This is a genomic window from Pseudomonas sp. HMSC066A08 (genome assembly GCF_001813025.1).
GTDB classification, from domain to species: domain Bacteria; phylum Pseudomonadota; class Gammaproteobacteria; order Pseudomonadales; family Pseudomonadaceae; genus Pseudomonas; species Pseudomonas aeruginosa.
This window is the reverse complement of sequence record NZ_KV811290.1, coordinates 193598-207390: the sequence shown is the minus strand read 5'-3', so window position 1 is coordinate 207390 and position 13793 is coordinate 193598. Positions and strand designations below refer to the sequence as shown.

General features: G+C 68.3%; 15 protein-coding genes. 7 read left to right on the top strand and 8 right to left on the bottom strand.

The window, feature by feature from the left end:
* Window positions 1-44 precede the first annotated feature (44 nt).
* The 6 genes from HMPREF2886_RS10190 to HMPREF2886_RS10165 all read left to right on the top strand — a co-directional run bounded on the left by HMPREF2886_RS10190 (window position 45) and on the right by HMPREF2886_RS10165 (window position 6708).
* On the top strand, window positions 45-479 hold the full coding sequence (locus HMPREF2886_RS10190) for a RidA family protein (protein ID WP_058178199.1): 435 nt from the start codon (window positions 45-47) through the stop codon (window positions 477-479).
* On the top strand, window positions 476-1723 hold the full coding sequence (locus HMPREF2886_RS10185) for an aminotransferase class V-fold PLP-dependent enzyme (RefSeq protein WP_070747237.1): 1248 nt from the start codon (window positions 476-478) through the stop codon (window positions 1721-1723). Before HMPREF2886_RS10190 ends, HMPREF2886_RS10185 begins: the two co-directional genes overlap by 4 nt.
* Before the next feature lie 288 nt (window positions 1724-2011).
* Complete coding sequence (locus tag HMPREF2886_RS10180; protein ID WP_070747235.1) at window positions 2012-3307, top strand: 3-keto-5-aminohexanoate cleavage protein; 1296 nt, start codon at window positions 2012-2014, stop codon at window positions 3305-3307.
* The gene (locus tag HMPREF2886_RS10175; protein WP_070747233.1) at window positions 3304-4551 is read left to right on the top strand and encodes an MFS transporter; all 1248 of its coding nucleotides are present in this window, start codon (window positions 3304-3306) and stop codon (window positions 4549-4551) included. Before HMPREF2886_RS10180 ends, HMPREF2886_RS10175 begins: the two co-directional genes overlap by 4 nt.
* 30 nt (window positions 4552-4581) lie before the next feature.
* Window positions 4582-5283, top strand: coding sequence for a haloacid dehalogenase type II (locus tag HMPREF2886_RS10170; protein ID WP_033972577.1), 702 nt, complete (start codon window positions 4582-4584; stop codon window positions 5281-5283).
* A 108-nt stretch (window positions 5284-5391) separates the two neighbouring features.
* Window positions 5392-6708: an Nramp family divalent metal transporter gene (locus tag HMPREF2886_RS10165; protein WP_033972575.1), complete on the top strand. Its 1317-nt coding sequence runs from the start codon at window positions 5392-5394 to the stop codon at window positions 6706-6708.
* Between the two features lie 51 nt (window positions 6709-6759).
* On the opposite strand, the gene HMPREF2886_RS10160 is transcribed toward HMPREF2886_RS10165, so the two are convergent.
* The 3 genes from HMPREF2886_RS10160 to HMPREF2886_RS10150 all read right to left on the bottom strand — a co-directional run bounded on the left by HMPREF2886_RS10160 (window position 6760) and on the right by HMPREF2886_RS10150 (window position 9091).
* Entirely contained in the window at window positions 6760-7233 is a 474-nt protein-coding gene (locus HMPREF2886_RS10160) for an SRPBCC family protein (protein ID WP_039027253.1), read from the bottom strand.
* Window positions 7234-7301: 68 nt separating this feature from the next.
* Window positions 7302-8069: an N-acetylmuramoyl-L-alanine amidase AmpDh3 gene (ampDh3, locus tag HMPREF2886_RS10155; RefSeq protein ID WP_003114198.1), complete on the bottom strand. Its 768-nt coding sequence runs from the start codon at window positions 8067-8069 to the stop codon at window positions 7302-7304.
* A 626-nt stretch (window positions 8070-8695) separates the two neighbouring features.
* Window positions 8696-9091: a DoxX family protein gene (locus HMPREF2886_RS10150; protein ID WP_033972571.1), complete on the bottom strand. Its 396-nt coding sequence runs from the start codon at window positions 9089-9091 to the stop codon at window positions 8696-8698.
* 561 nt (window positions 9092-9652) lie between these two features.
* Between HMPREF2886_RS10150 and HMPREF2886_RS10145 the strand changes: the two genes are divergently transcribed.
* Window positions 9653-9880, top strand: a complete 228-nt coding sequence (locus tag HMPREF2886_RS10145; RefSeq protein ID WP_003085644.1) for a hypothetical protein — start codon at window positions 9653-9655, stop codon at window positions 9878-9880.
* 209 nt (window positions 9881-10089) lie between these two features.
* Here HMPREF2886_RS10145 and HMPREF2886_RS10140 read toward each other — a convergent pair whose 3' ends face one another.
* The 5 genes from HMPREF2886_RS10140 to HMPREF2886_RS34720 all read right to left on the bottom strand — a co-directional run bounded on the left by HMPREF2886_RS10140 (window position 10090) and on the right by HMPREF2886_RS34720 (window position 13604).
* A complete protein-coding gene (locus HMPREF2886_RS10140) occupies window positions 10090-10911 on the bottom strand; it encodes an aldo/keto reductase (RefSeq protein WP_070747231.1) in 822 nt (273 codons plus the stop codon).
* A gap of 31 nt (window positions 10912-10942) precedes the next feature.
* Window positions 10943-11383: a VOC family protein gene (locus HMPREF2886_RS10135; protein ID WP_033972567.1), complete on the bottom strand. Its 441-nt coding sequence runs from the start codon at window positions 11381-11383 to the stop codon at window positions 10943-10945.
* Window positions 11384-11467: 84 nt separating this feature from the next.
* Window positions 11468-11791: a DUF3325 domain-containing protein gene (locus HMPREF2886_RS10130; protein WP_057388537.1), complete on the bottom strand. Its 324-nt coding sequence runs from the start codon at window positions 11789-11791 to the stop codon at window positions 11468-11470.
* Window positions 11791-13311 carry a PepSY-associated TM helix domain-containing protein gene (locus tag HMPREF2886_RS10125; protein ID WP_057388538.1) on the bottom strand — a complete coding sequence of 507 codons (1521 nt, stop codon included), beginning with the start codon at window positions 13309-13311 and terminating at the stop codon, window positions 11791-11793. The genes HMPREF2886_RS10130 and HMPREF2886_RS10125 overlap by 1 nt, the downstream gene beginning before the upstream one ends.
* Window positions 13308-13604 carry a DUF3649 domain-containing protein gene (locus HMPREF2886_RS34720; protein WP_003085639.1) on the bottom strand — a complete coding sequence of 99 codons (297 nt, stop codon included), beginning with the start codon at window positions 13602-13604 and terminating at the stop codon, window positions 13308-13310. The genes HMPREF2886_RS10125 and HMPREF2886_RS34720 overlap by 4 nt, the downstream gene beginning before the upstream one ends.
* Window positions 13605-13793 lie beyond the last annotated feature (189 nt).

Sequence of the window (13793 nt, the reverse complement as noted above, 5' to 3'; positions counted from 1 at the left end):
GCCCGTGCATCGTGGCCGGGCGGGTCCGCCACGAGGACAGGACCATGCAGACATCCCCCGCTCCGGCCATCGTCGCCGGCGGCGCCTACCAGCCGGTGGTGCTCCACGCCGGCATCGCCTACGTCAGCGGCCAGTTGCCGCGCCAGCACGGCGAGCTGCGCTGGACCGGCAAGGTCGGCAGCGAACTCGACCTGGAACAGGCCCGCCAGGCCGCCCGGCTCTGCGCGGCGCGCTGCCTGCAGGCGCTGGAGGAGGCACTGGGCGGCCTGCAACGGGTCGAGCGGCTGCTCAAGGTGACCGGCTACGTCGCCAGCGCGGCGGGTTTCGTCCAGCAGCCGGCGGTGATCGATGCCGCCAGCGAATATTTCGAGGAGGTGCTCGGCGCGCGCGGCGGCCACGCCCGCGCCGCCGTCGGTGTGGCCGAGCTGCCGCGCGGCGCCGCGGTGGAGGTGGAACTGATCGCGGCGGTGCGGCCATGAGCGCGCTCTTCCCCGCCGCCCCCGACGCCTTCGGCGCCGACGAACTGCTGCGCCTGCGCCGCGAGACCCCGGCCTGGGGCAGCTACGCGCACTTCGCCCATGGCTCCGCCAGCCTGCCGCCGCAGGCGCTCTACGACGCCCTCGACAGCTGGCTGGAAGCCGAGCGGTGCTGGGGCGTGCAGCGCGCCGCCGAGCATTTCGCCGAGCCCTTGCAGGCGGTCCGCGACAGCGTCGCGCGGGTGCTCGGCACCCAGCCACAGCACATCGCCCTGCTCGACTGCGCCAGCCGCGCCTGGTCGGTGGCCTTCGCCGCGGCCCTGGCAGCCCATCCACGGATACGGGCGATCAGCAGCTTCGACGAATACGGTTCCAACAGCCTGTGCCTGCTCGCCGCGCGCCAGCAGCGCGGGCTGGAGCTGCGCCTGATCGACGCGCGCGGCGACGCCGCACAGCTGTTGCAGCGGCTCGACGAGCAGTTGCACGACCTTGCCCCCGGCCAGACGCCGCTGCTGTCGCTCAGCGCGGTGCCCACCGGGCATGGCGCGGCTACCGTGCTGGAGGGCGTGGCCGAGCGCATCCGCGCCCATGACGGGCTGTTCTTCCTCGATGCCAGCCATGCGGTCGGCCAGTTGCCGCTGGCGGTGGAGGCGATCGGCTGCGACGTGCTGGTGTTCCCGCCGCGCAAGTGGCTGCGCGGGCCGAAGGGACTCGGCGTGCTCTATCTCGGCGAACGCGCCCTGGAGCGCCTGGCCCTGCCCGACGGGCTGGACGTCGGCGGCGCGCAATGGAGCGACGCCTTCGCCCTGCAGGCACGGGATGACGCGCGGCGCTTCGAATGCTCGGAGTTCAACCCGGGGCTGCGCCTGGCGCTCAAGGCCAGTTGCGACTACCTGTTGCAGACCGACGTCCGGCGCATCGCCCGGCGCAACCGCCAGTTGCGCGAACGCATCGCCCAGCAGCTCTACCGCCGGCTCGGCTGGACGCCGCTGGAACAAGGGCCGCACGCCAGCGCGCTGATGACCTACGCGGCCCCCGAACTGAGCGGCGAGCAATGGCTGAAGCGCCTCCACGCGCGCGGCGTGAACGCTTCCTACATCGGCCCGCAGTATGCCCGCTGGGCGCTGCGCGAGCAGGCGCTGCCGGGGGTACTGCGCCTGACTCCGCACTACCTGACCGACGACGGCGAGATCGAGCGCCTCGGCGAGGCCCTGGAGGATTGCCTGCGACAGCGCGCCGCCAGTTGAGCGACCTTGCGCGAATGGCAACGTTGCACCGCCGTGCCGGCGGTTGGCGCAACGCCGGGCGATTTGCGCAAGGTCTTTGTGCCGGCGGCAACGAGCGTTGCCGAATGCGCCGCGCACGGCCGCCGCCATGCGGTTTAAATCCCTCTCGTAGAACAACGCATAACGATCCCGCCAGCGACATCTTTCACCTGCCTGAGACACCGACGACTTTCGACGCCCTGGGCAGCCTTTCGGTCCGCCGCGGACCGCTCCGCCCTCAATGGAATGATGAATGGAGGAAAGACGACCATGACCGGATCCCGGAAAACCCTGATTCTCGGATGCGCCTCCACCGGCGCCAAGTTCACCCCGCGCAACCACGCCGCCACCGGCGACCACCTGCTCGACAGCATCTGCACCGGCGCCACCATCCGCACCGCCCCCGGCGAACTGCTGGACGAAGCGCGCCAGCTCTACGAGATGGGTTGCCGCTACTACCATTATCACGCGCGCAACCCGCTGACCCAGGAACAGACCACCGACAACGACATCTACCAGGCGGTCAGCCGCGCCCTGCAGAACCGCTTCCCCGACCTGATGCTGAGCTTCGGCGCCAGCCGCAACGGCAGCGAGGTGCAGGAGAACATCCACCGCTTCGGCGAGTGGGAGCGGGTCAGCCACTGCGCCATCCCGCTGCACCTGGGCGGTGCGCACTTCGTGACGATCCAGGCGGCCATCGAATTACAGGTGATCTGCGAGCTGGAGAAGCAAAGGCGCAAGCTCGACCTCGACTATGCCTCGAGCCCGGCCTTCCTCGCCGACCTGCGCGACTACCAGCCGTCGACGGCGCTGGAAAAGGCCGAGTTGCAGACCCACTCCACCAGCAAGGGCGCCGACTACGGGGTGACCTCGCCGATGACCCAGTTCCAGGTCTACCGCAACGCCATCCAGGCGCGCCAGAAGCTCGGTCTGTTCCACGAGGTGGAGTGGGTGCAGCATGTGCGCAGCTACGCCATGACCCGTTTCGCGGTGGAGCACCCGCGTCTGCGCCTGGGCGGTTCCGGGCAGTTGAACGTGATCCTGCTGTTCGGCTTCTCGCCGCGCCTGCCGTTCCCGGACACCTACCAGCAGTTCCGCGCGGTGATCGAGAGCGCCAAGAGCCTGGAGTACGACATCGGCGAACCCGACGTGCGCAAGCGCAAGGTCAGCATCACGGTGGGCGCGGCGGTGATGCCGCAGCATGCCGCGCAGCACTTCCGGCCGCTCGACGTCGGCCTTCGCGCCGGCACCCCACTTTGCGCGGTGCGCCGGCTGGCCGCCTACGCCGCGCAGGCGGACAGCCAGGTCGACGTGCTGCGGGTCGGCATGGAGGACACGCCCTACGCGGTGGACGATGACGGCCGGGTGACGCTCAGCGACAACTGCCAGTTGCTGCGCCAGGCCCTCGACGAACTGCGCGCCAACGGCGCCGAGGCCGAGCTCGACGGCGAACGGATCTTCCAGCGCATGGGCATGGAACGCACCCTCGGCGAATACTTGTCGCTGCAGCGCCTGCATCCGCTCGGCGAAGCCAACTTCACCCTCGCACGGGAGTTCGTCCAGTGACCGCCGCCCTCGCCGCGAACCCGACCCAGCGCTACCGCTGGGTCATCCTGCTGATCGCCACCTTCGCCCAGGCCTGCGCCTGCTTCTTCGTCCAGGGCATCGGCGCGATCGCCGTGTTCATCCAGAACGACCTGCAACTCTCGTCGCTGCAGATCGGCCTGCTGGTGTCGGCGGCGCAGCTGGTGCCGATCGTCGGCCTGCTGGTGGCCGGCGAGCTGCTCGACCGCTACTCCGAGCGGCTGGTGGTCGGCCTCGGCACGCTGATCGTCGCGCTGGCCCTCTGCGCCTCGCTGTGGGCCAGCGACTACCTGACCATCCTGCTGTTCCTGGTGGTCGTCGGCGCCGGCTACAGCACGGCGCAGCCGGGCGGCAGCAAGTCGGTGTCACGCTGGTTCGCCAAGACCCAGCTGGGCTTCGCCATGGGCATCCGCCAGGCCGGGCTGCCGCTGGGCGGCGCGCTGTCCGCCGCGCTGCTGCCGTACCTGGCGGGAATCTACGGCTGGCGCAGCGCATTCCTCGCCGGCGGCCTGGTAGCCTTCCTCGGCGCGCTGGCCTTCATGCTCTTCTACCGCACCCCGCCGGACGCCCCGGCGCCCGGCGCGAACCCCGCCGAACGCGACCTGGGCGCGGTGGTGAAGTCGCGGCTGGCGATGATCGCCGACCCGGCGATGAAGAACATCGTCTGCTCCGGGGTGGCGCTGATCTCGGTGCAGTACGGCATCCTGGTGTTCACCGTGCTCTACCTGCACGAGACCCTGGAGATCGGCATCGGCATGGCCGCGACCCTGCTGTTCGTCGCCCAGGGCAGCGGCGTCGCCGGGCGCATCCTGCTGGCCGCCTGGAGCGACCGCTGCCGCGCCGGGCGCTACTTCCCGGTGATGGTCTGCCTCGGCGCGGTGATCCTCGGCCTGCTGGCGCTGGTCCTGCAGCCCCTGCAATCACCGTTGGGGATGGGTCTGGTAGTGGCCTGGCTGGGCTTCTTCGGCTTCGGCTGGTACGGTCCCTGGGTGGCCTATGTGGCGGATACCGCGCCGGTCGGCAAGACCGGCTTCGCCCTCGGCCTGGCGATGGCCATCAACCAGTTGGCGATCGTTCTCGCGCCGCCGGCACTGGGGCTGCTCAAGGACTTCAGCCACAGCTTCGTCCCCGGCTGGCTGGCGCTCTGCCTGATGGCGGCGGTAGCCCTTGTGGTCACCGCCTGGAGCGGCCGCGGCCTGCCCACGGCGCTGCCGCAGAAGCACTGAAGCGATGACGGCCACGGCCGAGGAGGCATGATGCGCGCGATCCTGTTCGATGTGTTCGGTACCCTGGTGGACTGGCGTTCCAGCCTGATCGAGCAGTTCCAGGCGTTGGAGCGCGAACTCGGCGGAACCCTGCCCTGCGTGGAACTGACCGACCGCTGGCGCCAGCAATACAAGCCGGCGATGGACCGGGTACGCAACGGCCAGGCGCCCTGGCAGCACCTCGACCAGTTGCACCGGCAGAGTCTCGAAGCCCTGGCCGGAGAGTTCGGCCTGGCGCTGGACGAGGCCCTGCTGCAACGCATCACTGGCTTCTGGCACCGCCTGCGGCCGTGGCCGGACACGCTCGCCGGGATGCACGCACTGAAGGCCGACTACTGGCTCGCCGCGCTGAGCAACGGCAACACCGCGCTGATGCTCGACGTCGCGCGGCACGCCGGGCTGCCCTGGGACATGCTGCTGTGCGCCGACCTGTTCGGCCACTACAAGCCCGACCCGCAGGTCTACCTCGGCGCCTGCCGCCTGCTCGACCTGCCGCCGCAGGAGGTGATGCTCTGCGCGGCGCACAACTACGACCTCAAGGCCGCGCGCGCCCTCGGCCTGAAGACCGCGTTCATCGCCCGGCCGCTGGAATACGGCCCCGACCAGACCCAGGACCTCGCCGCCGAGCAGGACTGGGACCTGATCGCCAGCGACCTGCCGGACCTGCACCGGCAACTGGCGGCCTCGGCCTGACCGACTTCCTCCTTCCTGCCCCCCTGAACCGCTCGCCTACCCACGTGCCACGCCGCGCCGGGAAAGGCGCGCGAGCAGCGCCGGCACGCGTCCGGCAGGAGCTTCGTCATGTCCGCGAAGGAGACCCCGGCCACCCAGGCCGCCGAGCCCGGCCGCCCCCAGCCGGTCGAAGTCCCCGGCGGCGGCCACTGGTGGCGCCGCCTGCTGGCCTTCGCCGGCCCCGGCTACCTGGTCGCGGTGGGCTACATGGACCCGGGCAACTGGGCCACCGACGTCGCCGGCGGCGCGCAGCTGGGCTACCTGCTGCTCTCGGTGATCCTGCTCTCAAGCCTGATGGCGATGCTGCTGCAGGCGCTGTCCGCGCGCCTGGGCATCGCCAGCGGCCTGGACCTGGCCCAGGCCTGCCGCGAACGCTACTCGCCGAGCACCTGCCGCCTGCTGTGGCTGGCCTGCGAGACGGCGATCATCGCCTGCGACCTGGCCGAGGTGATCGGCACCGCCATCGCCCTGAAGCTGCTGTTCGGCCTGCCGCTGGCCTGGGGCGCGTTGCTCTGCGTGGGCGACGCGCTGCTGGTGCTGGTCCTGATCGGACGTGGCCAGCGGCCGCTGGAGGCCTTCGTGGTGGCGTTGCTGACACTGATCTTCGCCTGCTTTGCGGTACAGCTGCTGCTCTCGCGCCCCGAACTCGGCGAGGTGCTCCAAGGGTTCTTGCCGAGCCCGCGGGTGCTCAGCGACCCGGCTGCCCTGTACCTGGCGATCGGCATCGTCGGCGCGACCGTCATGCCACACAACCTCTACCTGCATTCCTCACTGGTGCAGAGCCGCGCCTACCCGCGCAGCCTTGCCGGCAAGCGCCAGGCGCTGCGCTGGGCGGTGGCCGACAGCAGCCTGGCGCTGACCCTGGCGCTGCTGGTCAACGCGGCGATCCTGATCGTCGCCGCCAGCGTGTTCCACCGCAACGGGCACACCGAAGTGGTCGATATCGAGCAGGCCCACGCGCTGCTCTCGCCATTGCTCGGCCTGGAACTCGCCTCGCTGCTGTTCGCCGTGGCGCTGCTCGCGTCCGGCCTCAACTCGACGGTCACCACCACCCTGGCCGGGCAGATCGTCATGGAGGGCTTCCTCCGCCTGCGCCTGGCGCCCTGGGCGCGGCGCCTGCTGACCCGTGGCGTCGCGGTGCTGCCGGTGCTGCTGGTGACCCTGCTCTACGGCGAGGACGGCACCGCGCGGCTGCTGATCTTCAGCCAGGTGGTCCTGTCGATGCAGTTGCCGCTGGCAGTGATCCCGCTGCTACGGTTCGTTTCCGACCGGCGCCTGATGGGCCCGCTGGCGATCGGCGCCGGGACCCGGTGGCTGGCCTGGGCGGTAGCGCTGGCGATCGTCGGCCTGAACCTGCAATTGCTGGCCGACTTCGCGTTCGGCTGAGCATTGCCTGAGGGCACGCAGCGCGCTGCGGGACGCGCACTCAGGCAATGCTCAGCCATCGAGACCGCGGGGAAAGCGGTCGGCCACCAGGTTCAGGGCGATGCCGTGCTCCAGGTAGGCCTTGAGCCCGGCGAGCACCAGGGTGAAACCTTCGGTGGCGTCGACCACCCGCGGGATGACCTCTTCCGGGGTGCCGACGAAACCGCTGTTGCGGATGCTGGCGAAGGTCCCGGCGCCGGGCAGTTCCTCGAACAACCACTCCACCTGGGAAGGGTTGCTATCGCCATTCGGCCATTCGATGAGGATGCGGCGGTTCGTTTGCAGGTCCTTCACTTCGATTTCCTGGGAAACCCCGTACATGTCCCAGTGCCAGCGCAGCCGTTTCCCGGCTTCGAGGCGGGCATCGCCACGGCTGAACCAGAACCTGGCGGTGATGGCCGGATCGACGAAGGCCTCGAAGACCTCGGCGATGGGGCGGCGGATCAGCATTTCCGCCTTGGCGACGACCTGTGCGACGGCAGTCATGGCAAGTGCTCCATGGAGTTGGGCAAGGAAGCGGCCGCCGCATCGGGCGGCCGCTCGTGGCTGGTGGCTCAGGCCGGGTATTTCTCGTTCAGAGCGTAGAGGATCGCCGCAGTCTCCACATCCAGCGCGCCATCGTAGTTCTCCGGGCGGAAATGCATCTGGAAGGCGCGCAGCAGGCTGGCGAAGTAGGCGTCGTCGACCGTCGCCGGCAGCGCATAGCCGTACAGGCGGAACGCCTCCAGCAGGTCGGCGCGCGGCGGCAGGCCGTCGCGCTCGAAGCCTTCGCGATAGCGATCGCGGGTGGCGTCGTCGTACCAGGCGCCGATACCGGCCTCGTAGAGTTCCTTCCAGGGCAGCTTCGGCCCCGGGTCGGACTTGCGCCCGACGGCGATGTCGGAGTGGCCGACCACGTTCTTCGGGGTCATGTCCGGGTAGCGCTGCAGGATGTTCTTCGCCAGTTGCTTGAGTGCGTTGATCTGCGAGCGCTCGTAGTCGGGGAAGGTGAACACGCCGTCGTCGTCGCGAGCGAGGTTGACGATCTCGATGCCGATGGAAGTGTCGTTGAGGTTGTCGCGGCGCGCCCAGCCGCTGACGCCGGCGTGCCAGGCGCGGTCTTCCTCGGCGACCAGGTTGAAGATGCGCTGGCCCTTGAACCCGGCGGCCTTGTAGCTGGGGTCGTGCGGCGCCGGGATCAGGTAGTGGGCGCTGGCGGCGCCGGTGGTCAGCGCCTTGACCGAGGCGGCGAAGTCGAGCGCGGTGTAGTGCAGCACCAGGAAGCGCACGCGTTTGCCGTAGGGGGTAGTGGTGCGATAACTGTTGTAGTCGATGGTCAGCATGGTTTTCACCTTTTTGCGGATGATGGAAAGCCCCCGGCCACAGGCTCGCCTGTAGCTAGGGACGTCGATGCAGCGATGAGGTTCAGGGGCCGGCCGAGGAAACGCGGGCCCCGGCTAAACCGGAACGAAGAAGACCGGGCATAAAAAAGCCCGGCACGCGGCCGGGCAAAAGGGATACACCAAAGGCAAGCCCCAGCGAACTGGGGGTACGGGGGCTCACCGAGGCCACTGAACGATGGCGTTATGACAGCACCCGGCACAACCGAACTTTAAGTTGGCCGGAGGCCATACGGGCGCACCCCAGAGCCTTTCGCACCGGTCGCCGCCCGCTGCGTCCGGTTGCGCGGCGGGCAGAAACGACGAAGCCCGGCGCTGGGGCCGGGCTTCGAGGGCGACCACGGGAAACGTGATCATGGGAAAAAACTACCGCGAGCGTCCCGCCGCGTGCAACACCGTTCGTCCGTTGGCCGCTCTACTTTGCACTTCTTCACAAAGTTCACCAATAGCCATACAGACCCTCGACAGAGCGGCTACTACTCTATCCACGCCAGGTCCGATTGCTCCTCCATCTCCTGGCATTCCCGGCCACTGTCCACCCCCGCACAGTGGCTTTTTTTCGCCTGCGCCTAGCGCCGTGCCAGCGACGCCTCGTCCCGCGCCAGCATCAGCGCCAGGATGCAGGCGAGGAGGAACGCCTGCAGCGCCAGGCGAGCGGCCAGCAGCGTCGGCGGGAAGGATGGGAACAGGTCGGGGTGCTGCCACATGTAGAGGTTGGCCGGGGTCACGCAGAGGGTCAGGATGAACAGCCCGCACGCCGCCAGCCGGCGCCATGCCGGCAACAGCAGGGCGGCGGCGCCGAGCAGTTCGAAGACCCCGCTGACCCACACCGCCGCCAGCGGCCAGGGCACGTAGGGCGGGACGATGCCGACGAAGAAATCGGTGAAGACGAAGTGGCCCAGCCCACCCAGCAGGAACCAGGCGGACACGAAGGCCACGAGCAGCGTGCGAGCGGGCGACGGCATGGATAAACCTCGGCGCGGCGATGGAACGGCAATCCTGCCACGCGCCGCCGACGCCAGGCCCATAACCTTTGCCCGGTTGGCAAGCGTCCGCCGAAACAAATGCTCAAACATTCCCGCCGCCGGGACGACATCTGCTCAAAAAATATCCTGGCCTTTCTTCGTCGAAAGACATACAATCCGGGACTGCGTACCAAACTGAAAGTCAATCAGGCTTTACCCCACGACCGGGCCCACAGATGAAAAGGGCTCTACCATCAGGGTTACAGCCTTCCGATGGTTCTTCGGTCGCCACTCTTCTGAAGCAATCCCCTGCCACGCAGGGCCGATGGGAAGACCGGCGTCCCGCAATACCACCCGCAGATTGATCAGGATCCTGGCCTGGAAACTTTCCTGCCAATCGATCCTCTGATTAGTACCTGAACTGCCAGCTTGCTCTTTTCGAAAAAAGCCGGCATAACCAGTACGTTCCCCCGACACAAAGCTTTCTTGGCACTGTCACGGAGCGGGAACATTTGCAATATACGCTGCTCCATAAGCGTGAAAGTAAAGGAACATAAGAATATGTCTATTCAACATCGTACTCAGGATGCAATTCGCACCCTAACCGCCGCATTTGCGCCGTTCGACTGCCTGATCCAGGCAACTCGTAAAGGAAACTTCAGTTTCACCATCGTTGACCAGCATGGCGTGGCCTGCCACAGCGAGCGCCTGTATCCGGAGCAGTACGACGACTCCGGCAAAATGGAAGAAGTGATCAATCGAGTTCGCAAGAAAACACTGGCTGCCTGAATCATGCAAGCATCAGCGCGAATGCAAGGAAAAGCCCCGTCCCCGACGGGGCTTTTTTGTGGGACAGCGAAAAATACAGGTTAAGTTGAAGAAAGTTCCCACACAGGAAATAAATATTTACTTATTCCTTTTTAAATATTTCCTCGGCAACTTCGTCATATTCCTGCGGCCAGGGGAAACAAACGCAGGCCGTTTCTCCCGTACTCCATTCAGACGATCGCCAGGTTTCGCTTGCGGGTAGGTGGCGGGAACGCCTGGTCGAGCGCCCGCAGGTCGTCGGCGCTCAGTTCCAGGTCGGCCGCCGCCGCATTCTGGCGGATGTGAGCGGACGTCACCGCCTTCGGGATCGCGATCACCCCCTGCTCCAGTAGCCAGGCCAGGGCGACCTGGGCGCTGCTGGCGTCGTGGCGCGCGGCGATCTCGCCGAGCGCCGGGTGCCGTAGCAGCCGGCCGCCCTGCCCCACCGGACAGTAGGCCATCACCGGCATGCCGCGCTCCTGGCACCAGGGCAGCAGGTCGTATTCGATACCGCGTTCCTCCAGGTTGTACATCACCTGGTTGGCGGCACAGGTGCTGCCGTCCAGTTCGTACATGTCGCCCAGGTCGAAGTTGGACACGCCCCAGCGCAGGATCTTGCCCTGGTCGCGCAACCGCTCGAAGGCTTCGATGGTTTCCTCCAGCGGATACCGGCCCTGCCAGTGCAACAGGTAGAGGTCGATGGTTTCGCAACCGAGCCGGCGCAGGCTGCGCTCGCAGGCCGCCGGCAGGCCCTTGCGGCTGGCGTTGTGCGGGTAGACCTTGCTGACCAGGAAGACCTCTTCGCGGCGTCCCCCGATAGCCGCGCCGACGACGTCCTCGGCGCCGCCCTCGGCGTACATCTCGGCGGTATCGATCAACGTCATCCCCAGCTCGATGCCTTCGCGCAGCGCCGCGATCTCGCGCTTGCGTTCGCCGGGCTGCTCGCCGATATGCCAGGTACCCTGGCCGATGGCGGCGACCTCCTGGCCATCGATCAGCGTGAGCGTTTTCATGCAGCGTCTCCTGTGGTGAATGGACGGGGCCTCATGCCCAGGGATCATAGCTGCCGAAGCTCCAGACGTGGCCCTCCGGATCGCGGCAAGTGAAGCCGCGACCGCCGTAGTCCTCGTCCTTGATGTCGATGACGATCTCGGCGCCGGCGGCCTGGGCGCTGCGGAACAGGGCGTCGGGATCGGCGACCACCAGGTAGAGGCTCTGGGTATTGCCGCCGGCTTCGTCGACGTGCCGCATCAGCCGGCCGTAGGCGTTGTCACGGACGCTCGAGCCGAGCATCAGCATGCCGTTGGCGCCGTTCGGGCTGGCGTAGGTCAACTCGGCGTGGAGCACCTGTCCGTCCTCGCCGGGCACCACCAGCTTGCGCTGGAAGCCGAAGGTCCGGCACAGCCAGTCGATGGCGGCCGGCGCATCACGGTAACGCAGGCAGGGAATGACGCTGGCGACGGTGTTGCTGGCGGGCGTGTACATGGCGCATACCTCCGGGGAAAGCACGACCACCAGCATAGACGCTGGACCGGGCCGCCCCCGAGGCACGGATGGGCGGCGCGCCCTTCAGCGCAGCAGCGCCAGCACCCCGCCGAGCAACGGCACTCCGGCGGCGCAAGGCAATGCCCAGCGTGGCCGCCAGGCGAGCAGCAGGACCAGCGTGCCGGCCGCCAGCATCAGCAGGCAGGACCAGAAGACGATGCCGATCTCCACGCCCTGCCGGTGGATCGAGAAGGCCAGCGCCAGGCCCAGGTCGAGCAGCGCCACGCCGCGTAGCAGAAGCACCCGGGAAGCCGGCGGCTCGTGGCCGAGGAGGTTCTTGTGGTGGCGGTTCATGGCCAGGCAGAGAGCGGTGAAGGCCAGCAGGTTGAGGCCGAAGACCAGCAGCATCAGGCCACCTCCTGGACGTTCAGGCGTCGCCGGGCGGGCTTGCTCGACGCTTGTCGGCGTCGCCAACCGAGCCAGGCGCAGAGCAGGCCGAGGCCCAGCAGGCTGAGGTCGACGCCGGCCAGCACCCAGTCGCCGCGCTGCAGGCTGGCCAGCAGGTTGCCTTCCGGGCTACGTAGCAGGCCGAGCAGCGGCAGGCCCAGCGCCAGCGCGGCGGCGAGGCGCAGTTGCGTGCGACCGAGGGTCCCGCTGTTGCGGCGGAGGATGGCCCACAGCGCGACCAGCGCCCAGCTGGCGCAAAACACGCGGATCTCCCAGGCGTCGCGGCCGGCCAGTTGCGTCGGCAGCAGGCGGTTGCCCCACAGCAGCGCCAGGCTGGCCAGCGGCAGGCCGCCGCAGACCGCCAGGTTCAGCGCCCGCACCAGACCAACGCCACGACTGCCGCGAGCCTCGCGCTTGGCCAGCCAGACCTGTAGCCCGCCGAAGATCATCATCGCCCCGGACAGCCCGAGCAACAGGTACATCCAGCGCACCAACTGGCCGCCCCACTGGATCATGTGCAGGCCGGTCAGCCAGCCGTAGGTAGCGTAGCCGGGCGCATAGGACGGCTGGGCATGCAGCAGTTCACCGCTGGAGGCATCGAAGTTGACCGTGCGCTGGTCGTCGAGGATGCGCGAGGCGTCGCGCCGGCGGATGTCCACGGTGGCCGCCTCGTCATAGGGATGGTGGACGCTGATCCAGCCCGGTGCGCCGCCGTCGCCCCAGACCTTGCCGGCCTCGACGATCAGGCCGTCGATGGACGCCGGCGGCCCCGCCGGACGGCCGACTTCCTCGCGTTCGTAGGAGCCCTGCACTTCGTGGAAGAAGCGCTCGCCGTCGTTCTGGTAGACCACCTGCAGGCCCGCCTGCATGTAGTAGACGATGAAGATCACCAGGCCGGTGTAGGCGATCATCAGGTGGAACGGCAGGCCGATCACCCCCAGCACGTTGTGCGCGTCGAGCCAGGCGCGCTGCCGCGCCGCCTGCGGGCGCAGGGTGAAGAAGTCCTTGAAGATCCGCCGGTGCACGATGGTTCCGCTGACCAGCGCCACCAGCATCAGCATCCCGGCGATGCCGACGATGTACAGGCCGACCATGCCGGCGTGCAGGTCGTAGTGCAGGGTGAAGAAGAACTCGCCGCCGACCGTCTTCGGCAGCGGCTGGCCGCTCACCGCGTCCAGCTGGAAGACCTTGAACTCGCTGCCGTCGCGCGGCTCCCAGCCGGCGTTCCAGTAGGGCGCCCGCGCGCTCGGCGGCAGCATCCACCAGGCATGGGCATCGGGCGCGCGCTGGCGCAACCAGTCGCGCACCTGGTCGGCGCCCAGCGACTGCGCGCCGGGCAGGTGCAGGTCCGGCTGCATCCAGCGGGTCAGCTCCTTGTCGAAGCTGGCCAGGCTGCCGGCGAAGACGATGACGAACAGCAGCCAGCTGACCAGCAGCCCCGACCAGGTATGCAGGCCGGACATCGATTGACGCAGGTTCATGGACGCGCTCCGTAGTCGAGGCCGAGCCAGGCCAGGCCGCCCAGCGCCAGGCTGGCCAGCGCCAGCACCCAGCAGGCGCGCCAGGCGCTGCGCGCGGCGAAGGCGTAGACGATAGCCGCGACCCACACGGCGAAGCAGCCGAGGCTGCCGAACGAGACCCGGTCGGGACGCGGCAGCGGCAGGTAGATGCTCAGGCAGGCGGTGACCGCATAGGCCAGCGCGTAGCCAAGCAGCACCGCGACGAGGATGCGGCCGGTGACGGACAGGCCGCCGGCCAGGGCCTGGCTGGTCATGGGGCGGCGTCCCGGGTGGAAACAGGGCCTTGCATCGTCGCTACCTCGTCTGGCTGGCACGACGACGCCGCGCTCGCGGGTGGCGAGGCGGTCGTCGATTCGGAAGGTTTGCGACTGTATCTCAATTACGTTCGCATTTGTACTTGCTCCGGACGACCGCCAGGTCGCGTCGCGCCAGGGATTGCCGGG